Origin of the sequence: Cohnella sp. GbtcB17 (genome assembly GCF_019091135.1) — a bacterium.
Lineage (GTDB): Bacteria > Bacillota > Bacilli > Paenibacillales > Paenibacillaceae > Cohnella.
This window is the reverse complement of the sequence record NZ_JAGXJW010000086.1, coordinates 1-22265: the sequence shown is the minus strand read 5'-3', so window position 1 is coordinate 22265 and position 22265 is coordinate 1. Positions and strand designations below refer to the sequence as shown.

The window sequence follows — 22265 nt, the reverse complement described above, 5'->3', positions numbered from 1 at the left end:
TATCCAGTACAATATCTACAGGACTACTAAGAGCCTTTGTAAAATCGGTTGTCGTATAATCAATGACCTCGTCGGCACCTAACTGCAGCACAAATTCATGGTTCATTTCAAGCGCTGTTGCAATTACATAGGCACCTGCTTGTTTGGCGAGTTGAACGGCAATATGTCCCACGCCGCCTGCACCTGCATGAATCAGAATACGCTGCCCCGATTGCAGTTTTCCATACTTAAACAAAGACTGCCAGGCCGTCAACCCAACCGTTGGCAGTGCAGCAGCTTCATGAAAAGACATCCCTTGTGGGATGACGGCAAGTGCATTCTCTTCCACCGCCACATAATCGGTATAGGCACCACCGTTGTTAACAGGAATCCCCATAACTTGGTCGCCCGGTTTCACAAGCGTTACCTTGCTTCCAACTTCAGTGACCACACCGGCAAGATCCGCACCCAGAACATACGGCAACTGAACCGGCAAAATGTCCCTAACAGCCCCGGAACGTAATATATAATCTGCCGGATTGATCGATGCAGCATACATCTCTACTAAAACCTGTGTTTCTGAAATTACTGGCACATCTATCTCCTGTTCTTGTAAAATTGCTGGAACTCCGAATTCTTTCAAAACGATAGCTTTCAAAATGAACGCCTCCTATTTTTCATCATTCAAACCATTAATAACTTATAGACAATCGTTTATTTATTAACGCTTGTCTGGTATCGTGATCGTAACAAGGTTGCCTTTTTGCTTCAATAGTTAAAATAATTGCATTTGGTCATTTATGAACAAGACTCGATGGATCGTTCATTAACTAATAAATAATCATCATATTTTAGGGAGGGGCTTATGGATAGAAGAATACGAAAGACACAAAAAGCGATTATCGGGGCTTTTGTCGAACTGCTCGCAGAGAAAGATTTTAAAGATATTACAATCAATGAAGTAGCAGATCGAGCTGATGTTAGCCGCGGTACTGTTTATTTGCATTACATGGACAAGTTCGATTTGTTGGATAAATGTATCGATTTTTATTTTAAAAAATTATTTGAAAGCTGCATGCGTCTCGACGGTACTTCTCTTTTACTTTCGAAACCTCTGTTGGTCCGCACATTTGAGTATTTGGAACAACATGAATCCATATATAAGACTTTGCTCATTAACAAAGGCATCCCTGCTTTCAGAAGCTATATGATGGATGAGATTCTAGGTAATCTTGGTGAATTGGTCGATGTTAGCAGCGTAAAACCAGACATGAACAAGGAGGTGGTGATACAGTTTGTGGCTTCAGCTATTGTTGGCGTACTCGAGTGGTGGATGATCCATTCAACACCCATTCCGGCTAAGGATATAGCAGATCAATTGTGGTCACTGCTGGAGCGTATTCAAGTTATGCCTCACGTACAGGGTGAGTGAATGTAGAATTAGACCTTTTGACGCAGCCATCAAGGTGAGTATTTATCGCGGCCAAGTTATTTTTTTGAGTTCATGGTTCTCTATCAATGAACGAGGATAACCTCCGATAGCTACCTGTATCATGGCTTTACCTAGCTGTTCCGATGTAATGACAATGTCTAACTTCTTCAGTAACGGATAAAAAGGCTTCATCGCATCGTAAAAAACCTGGTACAGCTTCGTTTTGGATTTCACACCGTGGGATGGAAGGATGGCACCCGGACGGAACATATAAGCAGCCTGAAAGGGAAGACGCAATAAATCGTTTTCTGTCTTTCCCTTCACTCTTGCCCACATCGAGCGCCCTTTTTCGGAACTATCCGTTCCACTTCCAGAGACATAAATAAAGGTCATCTGAGGGTTCAACCTTGCTAATGTTTGTGCTACGGAAAGCGTCATATCATACGTGATTTTTCTATACTCATCTTCCTTCATGCCCACGGAGGAAACGCCAAGGCAGAAAAAGCAGGCATCATATCCTGTTAATTCTGATTCAACAGTAGATAAATCCGCTACATTTTGAAGTATAATCTGCCTTAATTTTTGATGTTGCTGATTCGTCCGAGTACGACCGATCGTCATGATTCCTTGAACCTTGTCTTCGAGCAAACATTCACGCAACACACTTTGACCAACCATACCGGTGGCACCAAATATAATGGCATTTATAACCGCTCACTCCAATCATTGTTTTGGATCGTGATGCTTATTGCGAAAAGCGCTTCATCATAAATTGATTTAATATGGCTCTATAGCTACGTGGAAAATGGCGCCCTATCAGTGTAAGCATCCGGTCCGGAAATGAATGAAAATAACGCCATTTAGGTCGCTTATCCGTCGCCGCTTTATAGAAGACTTTGGCTAAATCGGCTGGTGTCGCAGCCATATTGGCAAAGCGTCCTGATTGTTGCCGGCTAGTCAAGCCTTCAAGCGCATCAACCATTTTTTTATAAGGAGAAAGGGGTGCCAGATTTTCCTTGATTTTTTCAAGCGTCACTTTTGCCCATTCCGTACGTGTGCCGCCAGGTTGAACAATCACGCTCCGGATACCGAAATTACGCAGTTCCAAATCTAAAGTATCGCTCCATTGTTGAAGTGCAGCTTTTGAAGCATAGTACCAGGCGCCGAGTGGCGTATATTGGTCCCCGCCAGTGGAGGAGATATTGACGATTCGCCCTGATTTTTGTTTCCGCATGATCGGAATAACCATATTGGCAAGTTCGGCAGCAGCGAAAAGATTAACATCTAATTGAGCGCGTGCCTTCTTCATTGAGATTTCCTCAGTTGGACCATATTCGCCGTAACCTGCGTTGTTGATGAGTACATCGATTTGTCCTTGTTCCTTTATAACGGTATCAACGAGGTTTTGATTGGAGTCCGTATTCGTTACATCAAGTAGCATCGTATGAATGCCAAGTGTTTCTAACTCTTTCATTCGTTCAACACGTCTAGCGCCAGCATAGACAATCCATCCTTTTTCATTGAACCGTTTTGCAGCTTCATATCCCATACCGCTTGAAGCACCTGTGATGATTACGACTTGTTTTTCCATAATGATGATCTCTCCTATTCATGGACTATAGAGTAGAAGCTGATAATAGCTGATAATAAATGAATATTTATTTATAAAGAAGGAAGAAAGAAGGTCACGCACGAATGGCTTCCCAGCTCATCCGAATGACCTTGTTTAATTGCTGGCCGTCGATTGTCGTCTGCACCTTGAGCTGCTCTTTCACCCAATGCACGATCGGAACGACCGAATACAACACGAGTAATTGGAGATCCTCTTCCTTAAACAACTGCTGCTGGCGCCCCTCCGTAAACAATGCGCTTATCGGGTCGTAAAATGCGCTTACCTCATCGAGGCACCATTTTTCCAGCAGGGGGGAATTCGAGATTTGCTCCATGAACAGAAATTGCTCTTTGTACTGCTCGATAAAGGCAACGAATCGTCTGAGCATAAGCTCGAAGCGCTCCTGAACCGAAACCGATGGATCCACACCCGAGAACAAAAAGGTGCTTAGCTTCATTTTGCTTGTTACATACGCCTTGCTTAGCATATCTTCCTTGTTCTCAAAATAAATGTACATCGTTGCCGCAGATACATTCGCTCGTTTGGCAATCTTCGCTACAGTCGTGGCCGCGATGCCGATCTCGTTCACTAGCTCGATCGTCGCCTCGTACAAGGCATCGATTTTGTTGTCATCTCTTTTCCTCATGGTGCCTATAATAAATGATTATTCACTTAAAATCAATATGGTTTGGGGGATGAGGGAAGGCTGTTAGCTGTTGACATGGAAATATATCCTATGCTAGGATACGCTTAACTGAAACGAACGGAGGGGTTATGTGTGTTGAACTAATTCTTCGATATTCTTTGCACAATGAACTAAATAGTGGTTTAAGGCTATTTTGTGTGCATAGTAATCGAAGAATGGTTTGCCTTCACGGTAACCCGATTTAGTTATATGTCATGGAGGAAGGGGAAACTCTGCTTTCATGCCATATAAACTGGATTAAAGGAATTGTAATAAATCATATTGTGGTCTATCCGGCGGCTTGACTTCGCGTCAGCTATAGGATAATCCTCTTCTTGTGGTTTATTCCAAATTCTTTTTCGATTACAGATGCACAGGCCAATAGCCTGTGCTTTTATTTTTATTAAGACATTGGAGGAATTCCCTATGAACGAACGATTAGTAAAGAGTGATGGCATTCATATATGTACAGATAGTTTCGGAGACCCGGCTAATCCGGCCATTTTATTGATTATGGGTGCCCAATCCTCCATGATTTGGTGGGAAGAGGAATTTTGCCAGCGCTTGGCTGATACAGGCCGTTTTATTATTCGTTATGATAACCGAGATGTTGGACGTTCAACAACGTATGAACCTGGACAACCGAATTATACTTTTGAAGACATGGCGGATGATGCCGTTAGCGTATTAGATGCCTATAAGATTGAGCAGGCGCATCTCGTAGGCATGTCCATGGGCGGTATGCTGACCCAGATGATAGCTCTGAGGCATCCGGAGAAAGTTCATACCATTACCCTCCTATCAACGTCCAATTTTGCTCCGCATCTCCCCCCGATGGAGGAAAAGGTTATGGCGTTTTTCTCGAATATGGGGACAATAGATTGGACCGACGAACGGTCGGTAGTCGGGTTTGCGATTGGTAGATCAAGAATCCTCGCAGGTTCAAAACATCTCTTAGATGAGAGCAAAGTTAGCCTGTTGACTAAAAAAGAATTTGCAAGAAGTAATAATCCGGCTAGCATGACGAATCACGCCTTGCTGTCAGGCGGAGAATCCTATCTGGCCAGGACGAAGGAGATCGACGTGCCCGCTCTGATCATACACGGTACGGAAGACCCCATTATCCCGTATGAACACGGCAAAAATCTGGCTAACGAGATTCCGGGTTCAGTGTTGCTGGCATTGGAAGGGACCGGACATGAACTTCATTCCGATGACTGGGATATTGTAATTGATTCTATTGCAAAGCACACTTCTATGCCGATTTAGCTCCCTCGGTACGATTTCGTTTTCTCGCGATGGCCTTCAGCAACCCGCAGCTCCGAGGAGGGGCGCGGGTTGCTTGCGTATCGCTGCGAGCGAGCACATGGCCTACTTGCCGTTTAATCCTAACCTGGCGTATTGCTCCTCCGGCGCCCCCGCGCGCCGCATCGCGTCCTTCAGCAAGCCGATCATCCGTGCCTCGAGCGCCTCATCGCGGATCGGATGCTCCTGCGCTTCGTCCTGCGCCAGGTCGTACAGACGCGTGTCCATAACGCATCGATTGCGCGCGTACGTCTGGCCTTCGGTACTTTCCGGGATCTTGAAGACAGGATACGGCGTATATGGCAGGAAGCGCCCCGCTTCGATCCGCTCCGGCGCCGACCCGCCGAGGTAGGATCGGAACGTCGTGGGCATCGCGGTATAGGTAAAGCATGGATGGTTGTCCGGCGATACCGGCGCGCGCATGTACGCGTAGCGTCCGTCCGTCACGTTGACCGCCATGCCGTGGTACCCGTACAGCGCGGTATCCCGAATGCGATCTTGCGTGCCCTCCAGCACGCCTCGGAGCGAAGTGCCTTGCACGGAATCGGGTATCGCGGCGCCCATGTAATCCAGGATCGTCGGCATCAGGTCGATATTCTGGGTGAGCGCGCCCACGCGCCTGCCCGCTCCGGTGCCGCCCGGCAGCCGGATCATCAGCGGGATATGGGCGATCTCGTTGTACACATGCATAACGTTCTTGCCCGTCAGTTCATGCTCGCCGAGGAGGAAGCCGTGGTCCGTCGTAAAAATAACCAGTGTATCGTCGTCGATGCCGAGCCGCTCCATCGTGCACAGCAGCTTGCCCAGCCACGCGTCGATCATGGTCAGCGTCGCCGCATAGCGCAATCGCAAATGCGCGAGCGCCTCCAGCGGCACGTCGACCGTGCCGTATCTCGGCCAGTCGTACGGAGGTCCCGCATAGTCGTCTCCGTACAGATCCAGATAGGCATCCGGGCAATCGAACGGCTCATGCGGGTCGAACGCTTCGACGGTCAGGAAGAACGAATGCTCGCGGCCGTTGCGCTCCAGCCAGTCGCACGCGGCCTGGATCGTCCGCGGTCCGGGGTAGTCCGCCTCCCGAGCGAACCGCGTCCGGTTCCGTTCGCACTGCGCCCGTACCTGGCCGAGATAAGCGGGCGGCATCGGCGGCTCCGCCACGGTGGACACCCAAGGATCGTCCTCCTGCCCGCGATGGAAATCCCAGGTTGAGTACGCTTGGCAATAGTTCTCCCCGCCGGTCGCGAAGTAATGATAGTGGTCCGTGACGATATGGCTGTAAATGCCCGCCTCCCGCAGCGCCACGGGCAGGGTTCGGTCAAACGGCTCGATGCCGCCCCAGCCCTTCTCCAGAAAGGCGGCGCGGCCCGTCATGATGTCCCGCCGGGCCGGCATGCACGGCAGCGAGCCGGACCAATGCTGTTCGAACACGACGGACTGGGCGGCCAGACGGTCGATGTTGGGCGTCGAGACGCCCGTCCCGCCGTAGGCCGACAGCGCGCGCCGGTTCAATGTGTCGAGCAGGATCAGGATGGTTTTCACTGCTGCATGCCTCCTTATTTCAAACCGGTCGTGACGATGCCTTGAACGAAATATTTTTGCGCGGCCAAAAACAACAGAACAAGCGGCAGGACGACCAGCGTGGTCGCGGCCATGAGCAGGTTCCATTCCACCGTCGTCTCGCTGCGGAAGATCGTGAGTCCAAGCTGTACCGTCCGCATTTTCTCCGTATTCGTCATAATCAGCGGCCACATATAATCGTTCCACGTGGATGTCGCCTTGAAGATGGCGAGGGTCGCCAAAATCGGCTTGCTGAGCGGCAGATAGATCTGGAAGAAAATCCGGTAGATTGAAGCCCCGTCGATCTGCGCCGCCTCGTCCAGCGCCCTCGGGAAGTTCAGAAAGTACTGGCGGCACATGAAAATGCCGAACGATCCCGCGATAAACGGAAGCACGAGGCCCATGTAGCTGTTGATGAAGCCGAAGCCGCCCGCGCCCTGCCAGTTATTGCCCCCTACGAACGGGAACAGCTTCATCATGAGGAACGTGGGGATCATCGTCGTCTGCGGCGGCACCATGATGCCGATCAGGACGGAGAAGAACAGCACGTTGCGGCCCGGAAAACGCAAACGCGCGAACGCGTAGCCGGCCATTGAATTAAAAATTAGGCTGAAGATCACCGTAATGGCCGATACGACGAACGAATTGTAGAAATACCGGAGCCAGTCGCCGCGACTCATCGCGAGCGCGTAGTTTTCAAACAGCCATTTTTTCGGAATGAAGGAGAACGTCGGCGACTGGATCTCGCCCATCGTCTTCAGCGACGTGACAATCATGAGCAGAAACGGGAACAGCATAATCAAGGAGATAAGCAGCAGCACGACTGTCGACAATGAAGCCGATCCGAATTTAATTCTCACGCGTTTCGCCTCCTAATCCGCATCTAAGTCGTTTCCTTGATTTCCGAGACGGAAGTTGAGAATGGTTATGAGCAGCGTGATCAGGAACAGCACCATAGCCATCGCCGACGCGTATCCCATCTGGAAGTCCTGGAAGCCGCGCAAATAAATCTGGTGGACGATCGTCGTCGTCGAGTTGAGCGGGCCGCCGTTCGTCAGAATGTTCACCTGCTCGAACACCATGAACGAATTAATGCACGACATGACCAGGATAAAGAAGGTGGTCGGCTTCAGCATCGGGATCGTAATGGCGAAAAACTGCCGGATCCGCGACGCGCCGTCCACGCGGGCCGCTTCGTACAGACTCGAAGGGATGGACTGCAGCCCCGCCAGGTAGACGATCATCGTATAGCCGAGCGACTTCCAGATGCTCATCGCGATGATCGCGCCCATCGCCGTGCCCGGATCGTACAGCCATTGGACCGGATCGAGCCCGAAGGTCCGCAGCAGCCGGTTCAGGATGCCGAGCGAAGGGTCGTAAATCCAGAGCCAGATCATCGATACCGCGACCATCGACGTCACGTTCGGCACGTAGATGCTCGCCCTCGCGAAGACGCGGCCGGCGATCTTGCCGTTCAGCAGGACGGCCAGCAGCAGGCCGAGCGCCATCTGCGGCAGGATCGAGAACAGCGAGTAAATGAAGGTGTTGTAGACCGCCCGGCCGAACAGCTCGTCGTGCAGCAGCCGGGTATAGTTGTGCAGTCCGACGAATTCGGGCTTGGCGTAGAAGTTGTAGTCCGTAAAGCTGTAATACATGCCGATCAGAAGCGGGACGAACAGGAACGCGAAGTACACGATGTATCCGGGCGCGATCAGGACGTATCCGGCATAATCGATCGGGGCGCCGGACCTCTTTGGGCGGGCGTTGGGCGTATGCATGGCCGTCGTCGTCTTCAGGACGGATCACCTCACTTGATGAAAATGAAAAAGCGCCTGCCCGAATCGGTCGAGACAGGCGCTTGCACGAATGCGAATCCTTAATTGGTAATCAGATTGGGCAGTTCCTTGTTCAGATCGTCCACCGCGTCCTTCAGGGCTTGCTCGCCCGTTTTCTTGCCGTAGAAAGCGAGCTCGAGATTGCTGCTGATGATCTCGTACATTTTGCTCGCGTACGTCACCTTGGCTGCGCCCTGTCCGTAGGTCACCGCATCGAATACCGCTTTGTTCATCTCCGGCTTGTCCTGAATGTACTGATCCTTCAGCGAATTAAGCACGACAGGCGTGCCGAGCTCCTTGTACCGATTCCAGGTCTCTTCCTTGGACATGACCGTCTGCATGAATTCGAACGCCAGGTCCTTCTGCTTGCTCTGCGAGCTCATGAAGAGCAGGCGCATGCCCGCGAAGGTCGCCTTTTCCTTGCGCGCGATCGGACCCGCCACGCCGATCTTGCCGGCCAGCTCCGGATGATCCTTCTGCGTGTTCACATAAGCGGCAGGGCTGTCGTACGCAATGGCGGCTTTGCCGTTCGGGAACAGATTTTCGTTGGCCTTCGTGGAGTCGTTCGGGATCGTGACGCCCTTGTTGACGAGATCGACGATGAACTGCGTCGCTTCGATCGCTTCCGGCGAATCGAACAGCGGCTTGTTGTTGTCCGCGTCGATGATGCGTCCGCCGTTCTGCAGCACGAACGACTGCCAGAACGTCCAGCTCGTGGACGTCGGGATCGCCAGCCCCGCGAGGACGGTCGTGTTGCCTTCCTTCTTCGTCAGCAGCTCGGCATAATGCGCGAGCTCTTCCCAGCTGGCCGGCGGCTTCTCCGGATCGAGCCCCTTCTCCTGGAACAAATCCTTACGCCACAGCAACACGCGCGGATCGGGAATAAAGCCGAGACCGTACAGCTTGCCCTTGTACATGCCGGTCTGAAGGACGCTGTCCATCATGTCGCTCTTGCCTGCCCACTTGTCCGTATAAGCGTCAAGCGGTTCGTATTGCCCGAGATTCGCGCGCTGCGCCACCGAAGCGAGCGTGTACGACAGCACGTCCGGGGCCGTGCCGCTGGCGTAGGCCGCATTCAGCTTCGTCTCCATGTCGTTGCCGAACGGAACCTCGCTGTAGTTGATTTTCACCCCGGGATGTCCGGCTTCGAACTGCTGGATCACGCGCGTCCAGTACGCCTTTTCCGATGGGTCGGTGCCGGCGCGCCAGAACGTGAGCGACTTGGCATCGTCCGCCTTTTTCTCGTTCAGTTGCTCCGTCGCGTTGTCTCCGCAAGCGGATAGCGTGGCGCCGGCGAGCAAGGCAACGCTCAGGGCGGCGATGAGGCCCTTACTTTTGTTCATGCGTGAATGCCCCCTTGATCGATATCTTCCCTCGTAATTATAGAAAATCGCAGTGCAGATCCGGTGACGCCGGCTTCAGCAATTCGTTCACGGGAATAGGGTAATCGGCGCCGGGACGAATCGATCCGACCGGGGCATAGCAAAATATTCGGATTCGATGCGCCGATCTTCGGATGCGACAAAAAAACACCGCCGCCGCGGTGCTTTTATAGGTGCCGGCGCTAGGTCCTGCGCTGCGCCTCCATAAATTCGTGCGGCGAGACGCCGGCGTAGCTTTTGAACAGCTTGATGAAGTAGCTCGTATTCGAATAGCCGACATGCGCCGCGAGCTCCGAGACTTTCCACGCGCGGTCCCGGAGCGCCTCCTGCGCCTTCTCCATCCGCAGCCGAAGTAGATACTCGCTCCAGTTCATGCCCGTCTCTTTCTTGAACAGCTCGCTGAAGTAGGTGCGGCTCAGGTGGACGTGACTGGCGATGTCCTGCAGCAAAATATCCTCCGCGAAATGAAGCGCGATATACTCGCAGCCGCGCTGCACCGCCTCGCCGTACTTCGGCCTCAGCGCGTCGATGCCGGCGAAAATGCGCGATAGCGCATCTTCGGCCCAGCCGCGAAGCTCTTTAAACGCGGCGAGGCGCTGCACCTCGACGTGGGCCTCGTTGTACAGCGCCTCCAGCCGATCCATCGGCACCCCGGAGGTGCGGGCACGATTCATCGCCGCGTAGATCAGCTCCAGCACGATGGCCCGGACCTGCTTCGCCGGCAATGCCTTGCCGGCGGCGATCTCGTCCATCGCTTGGGCGAACGCGGCGTAGGCCAAGTCCGTAAACCCGTTCAACAGGCTGCCGTGGAAATCGGCAACGGCGCCGGACGGGCCCGGGACGGCAGCCGCGCCCGGCGCCCGGTCGGTCTCGCCGTACCAGGCGATGCCCGGCTCGCCGTAAAACAGGTGGCGGCCTGCCGCCGTCCGCGCTTCCGTCAGTTGCTCCGGCAAATAGCTCAACTGGCTGTACGTATGGCTAATGCCGACGACCGAAGCGGCGCCCACGAATCGCTGCAAATGCTCCTGGACCCGGCTCGCCAGCAGCAGCAGCGATTCCCGCTGCGACTTCATGCCGGTGCTGGCGGGATTCGCGAGGAGGACGTACAGATCCGGCCGATAGGGAAGCGAGCAGCCGTTGCCGAATTCGCCAAGCAGCGTCTCGTCCAGGATATTCGTGACGGCGACCTGCAGCAGGTCGTCCTCTTGAATGCGCAGCGGTTCCTGCCCGTCCCGTCCGCGAAGCAGCCCGACGACCAGCACGTTCAGCTGCTTCGCGGACAGCCGGCACCCGAACTGCGCGATCTTGCCCTCGAACGAAGCCGCCGCCTCCCGGCCGCCTTCGAGCAGCTCGCGGAGATAGGCGCTGCGCAGTGTGAGCTGACTCTCGTTCAGCCGATGCCGCAGCGCGTTCATCTCGGTCGCCGCGCGGCGGTCGAGCTCGATGTCCCGCTTGATTTTTCGCAAAATATCCACCAAGCCCTGCAGCGTAATCTCCGCCTTCAGGATGTACTCGCTGGCCCCGAACTTGAGCGCTTCCGCCGCGAACTGAAATTCGTTATACGAGCTGAATACGACGGTGCGCACCCGCGGCAGCTCCTCCTTGAGCGCCTTGATCAGCTCGAGTCCGTTCATCCGGGGCATCTTCACGTCGGTCACGACCAGGTCGACGGCATGCGCGCGGCAGAACGCGACGGCGTCCTCTCCGTTCGATGCTTCCCCTACGATCCGGTAACCGTCGCCGGCCTTCTCCAAGGTCATCTGGAACCATTCGCGGATCATCGGCTCGTCATCCACGATCAGAATGTTCATCCGGTTCGCGCCTCCTCCCACTTATGAATGGCCGGTATCCGCACCGACACGGTCGTTCCCTCTCCTAGGGACGAATCTACGCTTATGCCGTAGGCCTCGCCGAAATAAAGCTGAATGCGCTCGTGTACGTTGCGGAATCCGCCCTGATGACCCAGGCGATCGGGCAGCCGTTCCTGCCGCGGCTCTCCCGTCTGCGCTTCAACGGAAGGCATGCCAATGCCGTTGTCCGCAATTTCGAAGACGACGTTCTGCCCCTCCAAATACCCTCTCACGTCCAATCGCCTGGGCCCGTCCGCCTTAGGCTCCAGCCCGTGGAAGATCGCGTTCTCGATCAGCGGCTGAAGAATCAGCTTAATCGTCTTGTAGGCGTAAATATCCTCCTCCAGCTCGTAGCGGATCTCCAGCCGGTCGCCCTGCCGAACCTGCTGAATGTATAGATAGTTCCGCGCGAGCGCGAGCTCCTCCTCGATCGGGATCAGCTCGTCCTGGCGGGAGATCGACTGCTTCAGCAGCTTGACGAGCGCCACGATCATCGAATCGATGACTTCGGGCGTATGCTTGACCAACATGAACCGGATCGAGGCCAGCGTATTATAAAGAAAATGCGGATTGATCTGTGACTGCAGCGCCTGCAGCTCGGCCTGCCGCTTCCGCTCCTGCTCTCGTTTAACCTTGTCCAGCAGCTCCTGAAGCCGCTCGATCATCCGGTTGAACTTGCGGGTGAGATGGCCGATCTCGTCCTCCGAGCGGACGGGCGAGCGGACCGACAAATCGCCCATCTCGACGCGGCCGAAATCGTTGTACAGCCGTTTGATCGGAACGGCCAGCCGTCTGGCCATCAGGTAAGACGCCGCGTAGGACAGCAGGGCGACGACGCCGAAGACGATTGCCATCAACGTCTGAAGCCGGTTCAGATCGGACAGCACGATCCGCCTCGGGGTATAGGACACGATCTTCCAGCCGGTCTTGCCGATGGTCTGGAAGGAGATCAGCTGCTTTTCGCCGCCTTCCCCCGCGTTAAAATAACCCGAGTCGTAATGCCGGATCTTCTCGTAGTATGGCCGGTCGGCGATCGACTGCCGGACCTGGCGTTTATCGCCGGAGGACAGAATCCGGCCGTCCGTGTCGACGATCATAATCTTCTGGTCACGATCCAGCGCGCTGTCGTACCAATCGTGCAGGGTACTTTCTTCCACGCTGACCGCGACGACGCCCGTCGGGGAACCGGTCTCGAACCGGTTGCTGATACGCACCGCGCTGAAGGCAAATGCATCGTCCGCTTTGCCGGTAAGCTCGGTGACCGGACCGGTAACCCAGATGATCTGGCCCTTGCCTTCCACCGCGGCCCGGTACCAGTCCCGCTCCGCCAACTGGCTGACGGGTAGCGTCCCCGGCGAAGGGCCGTCCGGGAACCGGAGACCGTTCAACCCCGCGAGCTGCACCTGAAAGCTGATCCGATTAAACGAATAAACCGAGTTCGAGAGCATCCGGTCGAAGGAGGATCGCTCCATGGCGTATTCGTAGCTGTTCGGCTTGACGTTCGCCGTGAACGCGCGGTTCACTTCGGCGCTGAGGAAAAACTGGTTGGACACCGCGATAATATCGTCCAGCTGCCGGTCCGTCTTGTCGGCGATCTGCCCCAGCGTTCGCAAATTCGAACGGCTGACCTGCGACGAAATGGAGTCCTTCGACACTTGCAGGAAGATCGCGCCGAACAAGCCGAGCGGCAGCAGAATCAGCACGAGCGCCGACAGCAGAAATTTCGTTTGAACGCTCCTTTTCGGCATAAGCCGCTTCCATAGCATGCAGAAGCCTCCATCCTATGAGCACCCCTGTGAGCACCGAAAATCAAAATGCTACCCTACTATAGCAAATTCGGTTTGGGCTTGACAGCTAAAAAGAGCGTCCGGTGTTTAGGCGGACAACCTTCGCCATGGACATACGCCTATAGCACTGCTATAATGGGCGTATGAACACATACGACAAGATTTTAGCGGCTGCCCTTAAGGTGCTCGAAGAGGAGGGCGGCGCCCAATTTTCGACGCGTGCCGTCACGGCGATCGCGCAGGTTACAGCTCCTACGCTCTACCACCATTTCGGCAATGCCGATGGACTTCTGAGCGCGGCTATCGTGGAAGCGTTCAAACAGCTGCTTGAAAGCAAGATTGCCGCTGCCGAGTCCGCCAACCCAGAGATGGCTCTTCGTCAAGGATGGGATGACTATGTCCGCTTCGCAGCGGCCCGTCCCCGGATTTATGCGGCGATGATGGGGCGGTTGCTCGAAGGCGCGCATATAGAGGCGGCAGATCAATCGCATCAAGCACTGGTGCAAAATGTTCAGCGGGTCGCTGCCGAAGGCAAACTGGCCGTGCCGGCCCAGGCTGCGGCAGATCTGGTCTGGGCTTCCGCCAATACGGCCGCTTGGCTATACGTGACGGCCCAGTTTCGTAAGGCGCCCCCGCCCGAGCCCGACGTCATCGATCGCATCAGGGAAAGCGTCATGCAGATCATTCTGATCCAAAGGCCGGACGCCGATTCAAAATGAAACTCCACAAATCACGGCACTTAAGAGAGATCGCCTATCCAAACCGGATGGCGATTTTTTCATTTTCACAGGCATTTGATGATCTCACTCGCTCACCCTACAGACACAGCAGAAAAACTATAGCACTGCTATAGACAACGTTGTATAGCGGTGCTATAATACCTATATAACAGTGCTATACAGTGATCCATATGTTATCCAAACTCAGGAGGGTTACGATGTCATCCAAAAATCAAGAACTGGTTGTCGTGACGGGTACGTCCAGCGGCATCGGCAGGGCTACCGCGGAACGGCTCGCCGCTGACGGATTTCACGTTTTAGCCGGGGTTCGCCGCCAGGAAGACGCCGACAAGATTAGACGCCATAATATCGAGCCGGTGATCGTCGATATTACCAATCTCGACACCCTGAAGGCGCTGGCCGAACGGGTGAAGCAAGATCCGCTTGGCCGCTCTTTGCGGGCCGTGGTCAACAATGCCGGCATCGCCGTTAATGCGCCGCTTGAGATGGTTCCGCTCGATGAATTTCGCCGTCAGATCGAAGTCAGCGTCATTGGACAGGTCGCGGTTATTCAGGCGCTTACCCCAGCCTTGCTGAACAGCGGCGGGCGCGTCGTCAATATCGGTTCGCTTGGCGGCAAGATCTCCATGCCCGGCTTCGGCATTTATTCGGCTGCCAAGTATGCGATGGAAGCGATCAACGACAGTCTTCGGAGGGAGATGTCCTCGTTCGGATTGAAGGTCATCATGATCACGCCCGGCGGTGTCAGCACGGGACTGTCGGAGCAAGGGATTACGACGGCGGAGCGGCTGGCCAAGTTGATGACGCCGGACCAGCATAGGCGCCATGATCGTCTTTTCGCTGCCGTGAAGGCTCAGGCTGAGACGTGGGCAACGGACGGCATCCGCCCCGAAGAAGTCGCAGCAGTTGTGTCACGAGCCATCCACGCAAGCAAACCGCGCACTCGCTATACGGCCGGTCGCGATTCGGCGCTGCTGACACGACTGGTCCGTATTCTCCCTGACAAACTCCTTGATCGGATGCTCCGCAGCCAGATGAAGCTGCAGTAACGGATTTTTTGCGAATGACGCCATTACACGGAACCCCCGTTTCCGAATTCGATCATCAAGGCTTTGAGTGAATACCAAACACGCCGTTTAGCTATGGTTCGTCAAGATGTTATCCATGAGGAGGAATTTGCATGAACGATACAAACAACCGTTACGTTACCGTACTGTGGGAGGCGAGAGCCAAGGCGGGGAGGGAAGCCGAGATGAAGGCATTCATGACTGCCGCTGTCACCCCGTCGCGCAACGACGTAGGCAACATCGACTACGAGGCTCACGAGGTAGAAGGCCAGCCGGGCACATTCATCATCTACGAACGCTGGGAAAACCGGGACGCGCTCGATCGGCATCTGAATGCGCCCCGGATGAAGGAACTGGTACCCCGGCTCTTGGAATTGATGGAGGGATCCATTGAGGAAGGGATTCGACTCCTGCAGCCGTTTCGCCCAGCGCAGTAAGCGCAACGAATTATAAAAGCATTAGCCTTAGGAGGGTAAGCGTGGATCTTAAATTAGCCAATAAAGTAGCCGTCGTTACCGGAGCAAGTAAAGGAATTGGACTCGCTATCGTTCGAAAGTTTATCGAAGAAGGGGCAAGTGTGGTCGCGGTAAGTCGGACATTAACGGAGGAATTGGCTGGACTTGTTGAAAATCAGTCAGTCAAACATCTATCTATTGATGTCAGTACGGAACGCAATACCGTTGAACTTTCTGAAAAACTCGGTGGCGTGTTCGGGAGAGTCGACATTTTAATCAATAGTGTCGGGGCCGTTGACAAGAGGAGAGGAGAAGGCTTCTTGGCTACGCCAAATGAGGAATGGGAACAGCTTTTCGATTTAAACCTGTTTAGCGTTGTTCGTTTTACGCAAGCGGCATTACCGCATATCCTCAAGAACAATGAGGGTGCCATTGTAAACATCTCTTCGGTAAATGCACAAATGCCCGAATTGTTATTGCCTATTTACGGCACAACCAAAGCGGCACTTAATAATTTGACGAAAATGCTGGCCGGTGAGTTTGGATCTCGTCGTATTAGAGTGAACTCGATCTCGCCTGGACCGGTCGTAACGCCTTTGTGGCAAGACCCTGAGAATGGAATGGCCAAAACAATCAGTTCGATGGCAGCGATGGATTCCGAAAAAGTTTTTGAAGAGCTGCCTAAAATGGCTGGTATCACATTGGGGAAATTTGCAGAAGCCGAAGATATTGCGAACCTTGCCGTGTTCCTTGCTTCGGAGCGAGCTTCCATGATTACCGGGGCGGATTATGTGATTGATGGAAATATGATTAAAACGATTTAAGCCGAAATGGTTTGATAAAATGGAAAGCCCCCTCGCAACAGGGGGCTTTATGCAACAGATCAGATGAGAATTCACTGCTTCGAGAAATATAAAATGGCCGGCAACACCACATGATCAACAATTTCCTCCAATTTCTCATGCGACACCCGTCCATTTTCAATCATAAACGTATAGCGGATTTGCTCAAAAAGAATGAGTTTGGTCGCTTTAGGTGGGAGCTTTGTGATTTCTCCCCGTTGTACCGCCTGTTGAAGAACGCTATCCATAATCTTAATATTGGAAGTCGTTGCTTCGGCCAACATCTGGCCCGTTCGTTCTCGCTCCTGCTGGTTAATCATCTCGGAAAACAGCATTTTAAACAATCTAAACGGTCCATGGTTGGACTCCAAAATAAAATGCTGACCAACATATACTAAATGATCACGGAGACTGCCTCTGTCAAAATCCAAATTGTTGAATTTCTCTTCCGATTGTTGCATCCGTTGTTGGACAGCTGCAAACACTAAATCAAACGGGGTATCCCAATAACGATAAACCACCGAACGACTGGTATTCGCCTCACGAGCAATACGCGTAAAATTAATCGCACTGTACCCTTCCGTCTCCAGCAGACGATACGTTGCTGCATAAATATCATTTTGTAAATGGTCGCCGCGACGGCGGCTTTTATTTGATTCCGTCATCATTCTTTCTCTCCTTGTACATTCATTATACAGCAAACTGTATCTTAAATGAATAAGGTTCACTAGCGTATCTTATTGACTTATTAAGGTGCATAAGTGTATCCTAATAATCAAATAAGATACATCAATGTACTTAAAGGAGAGGCAATTATGAAAGCTATTGTTGTAGGAGCATCGCATGGAGGTTTTGAAGCGGTTGTAGCGATACGATTGATGTTTCCGGAAGCGAACGTTCAATGGTATGACAAAGGAGACTTCTCCTCCACTTCGGCCAAGGATCTTGAATCCATTCAACAACAAGGCGTATCCATCTTCCGCAACACCGAAATATCTAAAGTAGAACCTGGCAAACACCAAGTGGAAATATTCAATCGTATGACAGGGGAAACGCGAAAGGAGAGTTATGACAAAATTATTTTAAGTCCTGGTGCAAAGCCATTTATTCCTCCTGTTCCTGGACAGCATTTAAAAAACATCGGTACGATGAGCAGTCGACAAGATATATTCAATATGAGAAAACATGCTGCAGATCCAGATATTAAAAACGTTGTTGTTGTTGGCGCAGGATACATTGGGACTGGGGCAGCTTCATTATTTGCCGAATCAGGGAAAAAGGTTACGTTAATGGACATCAACGATCGTCCTTTAAGCTCCTATTTAGATAAAGAATTTACGGATGTACTGGAAAAAGAAATGAAAGATCGAAATGTGGAATTGGCACTAGGCAACTCGATCATCGAATTTGTCGGTGATGAAAATGATAGAGTCATCGAGGTTGTAACTAAAACAGGCACCTATTCAGCTGACCTGGTCATCTTGTCTGCCGGCAATCGTCCCAACACGGAGTGGTTGCGAGGCTCAGTGGAATTATTGCCGGAGGGCAGAATTAAAACGGATGAATACATGCGTACAAGCGATCCCGATATTTTCGCCATTGGGGATGCAACAACGGTTTGGTACAATCCCGGTAAAATGCGGATGAATGTTTCATTAGCAACCAACGCGCGTCGTCAAGCACATTATGCAGTAAAAAACTTATACGAAGCCATTCATCCGCTTCCTGGTGTACAAGGCTCTTCAGGTGCGCATATTTTCGATTATTATTTCGCTACAACTGGATTGAATGATAAAACGGCAAAAAAGCTTGGCATTGAAATAAAATCCGTCTACTTGGAACAAGAGACAGCCCTATTTTCTCCGGAGAAGACCGTTATGTTCAAACTGGTTTACGATCCAACAACTTTAGAGATTTTAGGGGGACAAATCATGTCTAAAGTTGATATGACTGCTCATATCCATACGGTCTCCCTTGCGATTCAAACCGGCTGCACATTAGAACAATGGGCCTATGCCGACTTCTTCTTTCAGCCAGAATTAAACACCCCATGGAACGTAATGAATACGGCAGGATTAAAAGCATTACTACAAGAGAATTTAATGTAACAGACTATCACTTCGCATCAATGAGGATGTAGCAAGGGCTTGCCAATGCTACTTCAATCGGAACCGCCTAAAAAAGCCTGGATCGAGCTTTAATTATTGGGGCCTACCTTCTTTCAGCTTTATGTCAATAAAATCAACAATCTGCTGAAGCGAGGAAATTTGAATCATAATATGTTCACGTTGACTTCTTAATTGATCCACCAGTTCAGGATAATTAACGGAAACGGAGTCGACTGAGGCAGCCAAAAATGGCCGCATAGCCTCGAGCGACATTCCCGTTTTTTTGAGGCAGGTTATTTGCTTGATCCTATAAATGTCCTCTTTTCGATAAAAGCGATGCCTGTTTTCCTTCCGTTCTGCCTGAGGCAGCAGCATGATCTTTTCGTAATAGCGGATTGTATCCTCGGAAATACCGGTTTGCTCGGCGACTTGCTTGATCGTAAAAGTTTGTTCTTCCATTATGTCTCCTCCCTAAATTGCCATTTTGGGCATTATACATCTTGGAGCTTACTCCAAGTCAAACTTATTTCCATCATTTATTCCTAATCAACTTTTTTATTTTCACCCCTTGACATGGATTTAACTCCAACTTTTATTATGGGCTCTGACAGGGATAAAATTCCCGGCAAAAATCTCTCTTAAGAAGGGCAGGAACATTAATTATGGAACTAAAGATTACCGCACCCTCTCCAGTCGTCTCGGTGAAGCCGATCGTGCTTTCAGCCCCAGGCCGTGGCGAGGATCTGCAAGTGAGAGTTTCCGCACCGACGACCGGTCGTAACTTACCTATTATTGTTTTCTCGCACGGTTCTGGCTCATCGTTGGAGGGTTACGGCCCCTTGGTTGACTTCTGGGCTGCACACGGCTTCGTAGTCATTCAACCTACCCATCTCGACTCAAGGACATTGGCTCTCCCCCAGGACGATCCCCGCACACCACGAATATGGCGTTTCCGAGTGGAAGACATGAAGCGCATCCTTGATCAGCTTGATTTCCTTGAATCTGCCGTTCCCGGCCTCAGCGGGCGCCTTGACCGAAGCCGCATCGCCACAGCGGGACACTCCTTCGGCGGCCAGACGGCGGGCAACCTGTTAGGATTGCGAGTCCTCAACCCCGAGACTAAGAAGGAAGAGGACCTGTCCGACTCGCGCATCAAAGCAGGCGTGCTATTCGCCACCGCTGGGCAAGGCGGTGACAGCCTGACACCGTTCGCGGCCGAGAAGATGCCGCATCTGAACGTGAGCTTCGAGCACATGACCAAGCCCACCCTCGTGGTCGTCGGGGATCAGGACGACACTCCTAACAAATATCAGCTGACCGTTCGCGGGCCGGATTGGATGAGCGACCCTTACTTCCTCAGCCCGGGAGCCGAGAGCCTGCTCACCCTTTTTGGTGCAGAACACTCACTTGGAGGAATCGCTGGTTACGAGGTTAAAGAAACAACAGACGAAAACCCAGAACGAGTTGCCCTAATCCAGAAGGTTACATGGGCTTACCTTCGACATGTACTCGATATTGAGCAGACCAACTGGTCGGCAGTGAAACAGACTTTGTCCGAGACGACCCATTCAATTGGTCGAATTGAATCCAAATAAAGCTCCAGAGAAACACAGCGAGCTCCCCCGCCGGCCCAATGCCTGTGGGGGAGCTCGCTCTCTTTTTCTGATCAGCACTTGGCCGGATCGACCTTGCCTTCTACACGTTAGCGATAGAAGTCAACCATATCTCCAAACAGCCGTTTAATAAATTCGAGTTCGCTTTCGTTATATCTTTCCAAGAACTCGTACATTCTTTGCCTTTCCTTCGCATGAAGCTCGTCATGAGCAGCAAATAGCTTTTTTCCGACAGGCGTTAGCCGAAAATACACTTCCTTTTTGTTGTCGTTGAGCTGGGCTTTTCGCACCCACCCTGCCTTTAGTAATTTATTAGCGATCTTGGAGGTGTTCCCTTTGCTTAAATTCATCTTTTCCGCGATGGAGGTGAGATTAATCGGCTCCTGCTCTCCGATGCACGCAATGGTGTGCAGTTCCGTCATATTCAAGCTGAATTCCGATTCAATATGCCTTCGGATATCCTCCAGGTATGTGGCAGTTATTCGGGTTTCATATTGCTCCTTTTGCTCCAGAAACCGAACGAAAAATTCATGAATTGCAGCTTTGTTTTTATTGGCAGTATCCATGGCTATGCTGGCTCCTTGGCTCATTTGTTTTATTATATCATAGATTGTTTTGTGGGAAACAAAGAGGAATTACAAACATCGATAAAGGTTGACAGGATATAGAGCGAACAATTACAATTACATTGTTTCGTATGAAACAAAAATAGAATATTCCTTTTTATCACACCCCTTTTCACAAGAAATAAAAAAGATTCTACCGAAACAATCCTTTATGAAGGAGGTTTTATAGGGGAGATTTATTCATATGAAAGGAGCATGCCTGCCTACCAGGCCAGGTTGAATGGCTTATCGAAATAGATGCGGTCGTTATCTTTCCCTAAATTTCCGAAAAGAGGTTATGGATATGAACTATGAAGTCATTCTTATCGGCGGCGGCCCCGTCGGCATGATGTTGGCCGGAGAATTGGCACTAGCCGGTGTAAAGGTCTGCGTCATTGAACGATTAAAAGAGACAACTCCCTATTCACGCGCGCTTACCGTACATCCACGTACCCTTGAAATATTAGATATGCGTGGAGTGAAATCAAAATTAATCAGCCAGGGCCGCTTACTTTCTAGAGGGCACTTTGCGGGATTAGCGACACCTTTGGATTTCTCGGCGTTGGATTCTTCCTCCAATCACACGCTTTTTTTACCGCAGAGCGAGACGGAGAAGGTGCTGGAGGAATGGGCGCTTAGCCTTGGCGCAGAGGTCCGGAGAGAGGTTGAGGCGCTATCTGTGCATCAGGATGAGGAAGGGGTCGATGTTAAGATTGCCGGCTCTCATGGAGAATCAATGTTAAGATCCGCTTATGTGGTCGGTACGGATGGAGCCAGAAGTTTGGTGCGCAAACATGCAAATATACCATTCGAAGGTACAGACGCGACCTTCACGGCTATTCTGGGAGATGCCGTTCTATCCGATTTGGCTCCTATGAGTGTCATATCCCGGATTACAGAAAAAGGCTTGGTCAGCATCATGCCGATCAATGATCGCATCTATCGGGTTTTAATGATCGATCTGGAGAGACGCAACGTCTCCAAGGATGAGACCGTTACATTGGAAGAGTTTCGTTCATCGCTCATCCGTACGACCGGAAGCGATCTGGGATTGAACGATGTGAAATGGATGTCCCGTTTCGGAAATGCGACGCGGCAAGCGGGACGCTATCGGAATGGCCGATTGTTTTTGGCGGGAGATTCGGCGCACATTCATTTTCCGGCTGGCGGACAGGGAATGAACGTCGGCTTGCAAGAAGCGATGAACTTAGGCTGGAAGCTTGCAGGAGCACTCAAAGGCTGGGCTCCGGACTGGCTATTGGACAGTTATCATACCGAACGTTTCCCATGGAATACGGCCTTGCTCCGGAATACCGAGGTTCAAACCCTGCTTCTGGACGTGACTCCTCCCATCATGGAACTGCGAAGCATCCTGGCTAATCTGATTCAAATACCGGAGGCTAATTATCAA

21 protein-coding genes and 1 pseudogene are annotated in these 22265 nt (G+C 51.9%); 9 read left to right on the top strand and 13 right to left on the bottom strand.

Annotated elements, in window-relative coordinates; all coding sequences use genetic code 11:
- A partial coding sequence (locus KVT38_RS30850; RefSeq protein ID WP_217597589.1) for an NADP-dependent oxidoreductase occupies positions 1-637 on the bottom strand: 637 nt, incomplete at its 3' end.
- A 207-nt stretch (positions 638-844) separates the two neighbouring features.
- Between KVT38_RS30850 and KVT38_RS30845 the strand changes: the two genes are divergently transcribed.
- On the top strand, positions 845-1411 hold the full coding sequence (locus KVT38_RS30845; protein WP_217597588.1) for a TetR/AcrR family transcriptional regulator: 567 nt from the start codon (positions 845-847) through the stop codon (positions 1409-1411).
- A gap of 42 nt (positions 1412-1453) precedes the next feature.
- Here KVT38_RS30845 and KVT38_RS30840 read toward each other — a convergent pair whose 3' ends face one another.
- The 3 genes from KVT38_RS30840 to KVT38_RS30830 all read right to left on the bottom strand — a co-directional run bounded on the left by KVT38_RS30840 (position 1454) and on the right by KVT38_RS30830 (position 3669).
- Positions 1454-2119, bottom strand: coding sequence for an NAD-dependent epimerase/dehydratase family protein (locus KVT38_RS30840; protein WP_217597593.1), 666 nt, complete (start codon positions 2117-2119; stop codon positions 1454-1456).
- A gap of 37 nt (positions 2120-2156) precedes the next feature.
- Complete coding sequence (locus KVT38_RS30835; RefSeq protein ID WP_254639689.1) at positions 2157-3002, bottom strand: SDR family NAD(P)-dependent oxidoreductase; 846 nt, start codon at positions 3000-3002, stop codon at positions 2157-2159.
- A 94-nt stretch (positions 3003-3096) separates the two neighbouring features.
- Positions 3097-3669: a TetR/AcrR family transcriptional regulator gene (locus tag KVT38_RS30830; RefSeq protein ID WP_217597587.1), complete on the bottom strand. Its 573-nt coding sequence runs from the start codon at positions 3667-3669 to the stop codon at positions 3097-3099.
- A 465-nt stretch (positions 3670-4134) separates the two neighbouring features.
- On the opposite strand from KVT38_RS30830, the gene mle reads away from it, so the two are divergent.
- The gene (mle, locus tag KVT38_RS30825; protein ID WP_217597586.1) at positions 4135-4977 is read left to right on the top strand and encodes an alpha/beta fold macrolide esterase; all 843 of its coding nucleotides are present in this window, start codon (positions 4135-4137) and stop codon (positions 4975-4977) included.
- Between the two features lie 102 nt (positions 4978-5079).
- Here mle and KVT38_RS30820 read toward each other — a convergent pair whose 3' ends face one another.
- From KVT38_RS30820 to KVT38_RS30795, 6 genes are all read right to left on the bottom strand, one after another.
- Positions 5080-6552 carry a sulfatase gene (locus KVT38_RS30820; RefSeq protein WP_217597585.1) on the bottom strand — a complete coding sequence of 491 codons (1473 nt, stop codon included), beginning with the start codon at positions 6550-6552 and terminating at the stop codon, positions 5080-5082.
- Positions 6553-6566: 14 nt separating this feature from the next.
- The gene (locus KVT38_RS30815; protein WP_368859191.1) at positions 6567-7430 is read right to left on the bottom strand and encodes a carbohydrate ABC transporter permease; all 864 of its coding nucleotides are present in this window, start codon (positions 7428-7430) and stop codon (positions 6567-6569) included.
- 12 nt (positions 7431-7442) lie between these two features.
- Positions 7443-8348, bottom strand: coding sequence for a carbohydrate ABC transporter permease (locus KVT38_RS30810; RefSeq protein ID WP_217597584.1), 906 nt, complete (start codon positions 8346-8348; stop codon positions 7443-7445).
- 98 nt (positions 8349-8446) lie between these two features.
- Complete coding sequence (locus KVT38_RS30805; RefSeq protein ID WP_217597583.1) at positions 8447-9748, bottom strand: ABC transporter substrate-binding protein; 1302 nt, start codon at positions 9746-9748, stop codon at positions 8447-8449.
- Positions 9749-9969: 221 nt separating this feature from the next.
- Positions 9970-11598 carry a response regulator gene (locus KVT38_RS30800; RefSeq protein WP_217597582.1) on the bottom strand — a complete coding sequence of 543 codons (1629 nt, stop codon included), beginning with the start codon at positions 11596-11598 and terminating at the stop codon, positions 9970-9972.
- Complete coding sequence (locus KVT38_RS30795) at positions 11595-13403, bottom strand: cache domain-containing sensor histidine kinase (protein ID WP_217597581.1); 1809 nt, start codon at positions 13401-13403, stop codon at positions 11595-11597. Before KVT38_RS30795 ends, KVT38_RS30800 begins: the two co-directional genes overlap by 4 nt.
- Positions 13404-13567: 164 nt before the next feature.
- On the opposite strand from KVT38_RS30795, the gene KVT38_RS30790 reads away from it, so the two are divergent.
- From KVT38_RS30790 to KVT38_RS30775, 4 genes are all read left to right on the top strand, one after another.
- Positions 13568-14143: a TetR/AcrR family transcriptional regulator gene (locus KVT38_RS30790; protein WP_217597580.1), complete on the top strand. Its 576-nt coding sequence runs from the start codon at positions 13568-13570 to the stop codon at positions 14141-14143.
- A 218-nt stretch (positions 14144-14361) separates the two neighbouring features.
- A complete protein-coding gene (locus tag KVT38_RS30785; protein ID WP_217597579.1) occupies positions 14362-15213 on the top strand; it encodes an SDR family NAD(P)-dependent oxidoreductase in 852 nt (283 codons plus the stop codon).
- Between the two features lie 131 nt (positions 15214-15344).
- Positions 15345-15668, top strand: a complete 324-nt coding sequence (locus tag KVT38_RS30780; RefSeq protein ID WP_217597578.1) for a putative quinol monooxygenase — start codon at positions 15345-15347, stop codon at positions 15666-15668.
- Between the two features lie 41 nt (positions 15669-15709).
- On the top strand, positions 15710-16510 hold the full coding sequence (locus KVT38_RS30775; RefSeq protein WP_217597577.1) for an SDR family NAD(P)-dependent oxidoreductase: 801 nt from the start codon (positions 15710-15712) through the stop codon (positions 16508-16510).
- Between the two features lie 71 nt (positions 16511-16581).
- On the opposite strand, the gene KVT38_RS30770 is transcribed toward KVT38_RS30775, so the two are convergent.
- Entirely contained in the window at positions 16582-17196 is a 615-nt protein-coding gene (locus tag KVT38_RS30770; protein WP_254639688.1) for a TetR/AcrR family transcriptional regulator, read from the bottom strand.
- 147 nt (positions 17197-17343) lie between these two features.
- Between KVT38_RS30770 and KVT38_RS30765 the strand changes: the two genes are divergently transcribed.
- A complete protein-coding gene (locus KVT38_RS30765) occupies positions 17344-18636 on the top strand; it encodes an FAD-dependent oxidoreductase (protein WP_217597576.1) in 1293 nt (430 codons plus the stop codon).
- A gap of 102 nt (positions 18637-18738) precedes the next feature.
- Here KVT38_RS30765 and KVT38_RS30760 read toward each other — a convergent pair.
- A pseudogene (locus KVT38_RS30760) lies at positions 18739-19098 on the bottom strand (MerR family transcriptional regulator); the annotation flags it as partial.
- Positions 19099-19298: 200 nt separating this feature from the next.
- Between KVT38_RS30760 and KVT38_RS30755 the strand changes: the two are divergent.
- Positions 19299-20231: an alpha/beta hydrolase family protein gene (locus KVT38_RS30755; protein ID WP_217597574.1), complete on the top strand. Its 933-nt coding sequence runs from the start codon at positions 19299-19301 to the stop codon at positions 20229-20231.
- 107 nt (positions 20232-20338) lie between these two features.
- Here KVT38_RS30755 and KVT38_RS30750 read toward each other — a convergent pair whose 3' ends face one another.
- Entirely contained in the window at positions 20339-20815 is a 477-nt protein-coding gene (locus tag KVT38_RS30750; RefSeq protein WP_217597573.1) for a MarR family transcriptional regulator, read from the bottom strand.
- Positions 20816-21158: 343 nt separating this feature from the next.
- On the opposite strand from KVT38_RS30750, the gene KVT38_RS30745 reads away from it, so the two are divergent.
- Positions 21159-22265: monooxygenase (locus tag KVT38_RS30745; protein ID WP_217597572.1), on the top strand; the 1107-nt coding region annotated here is incomplete at its 3' end.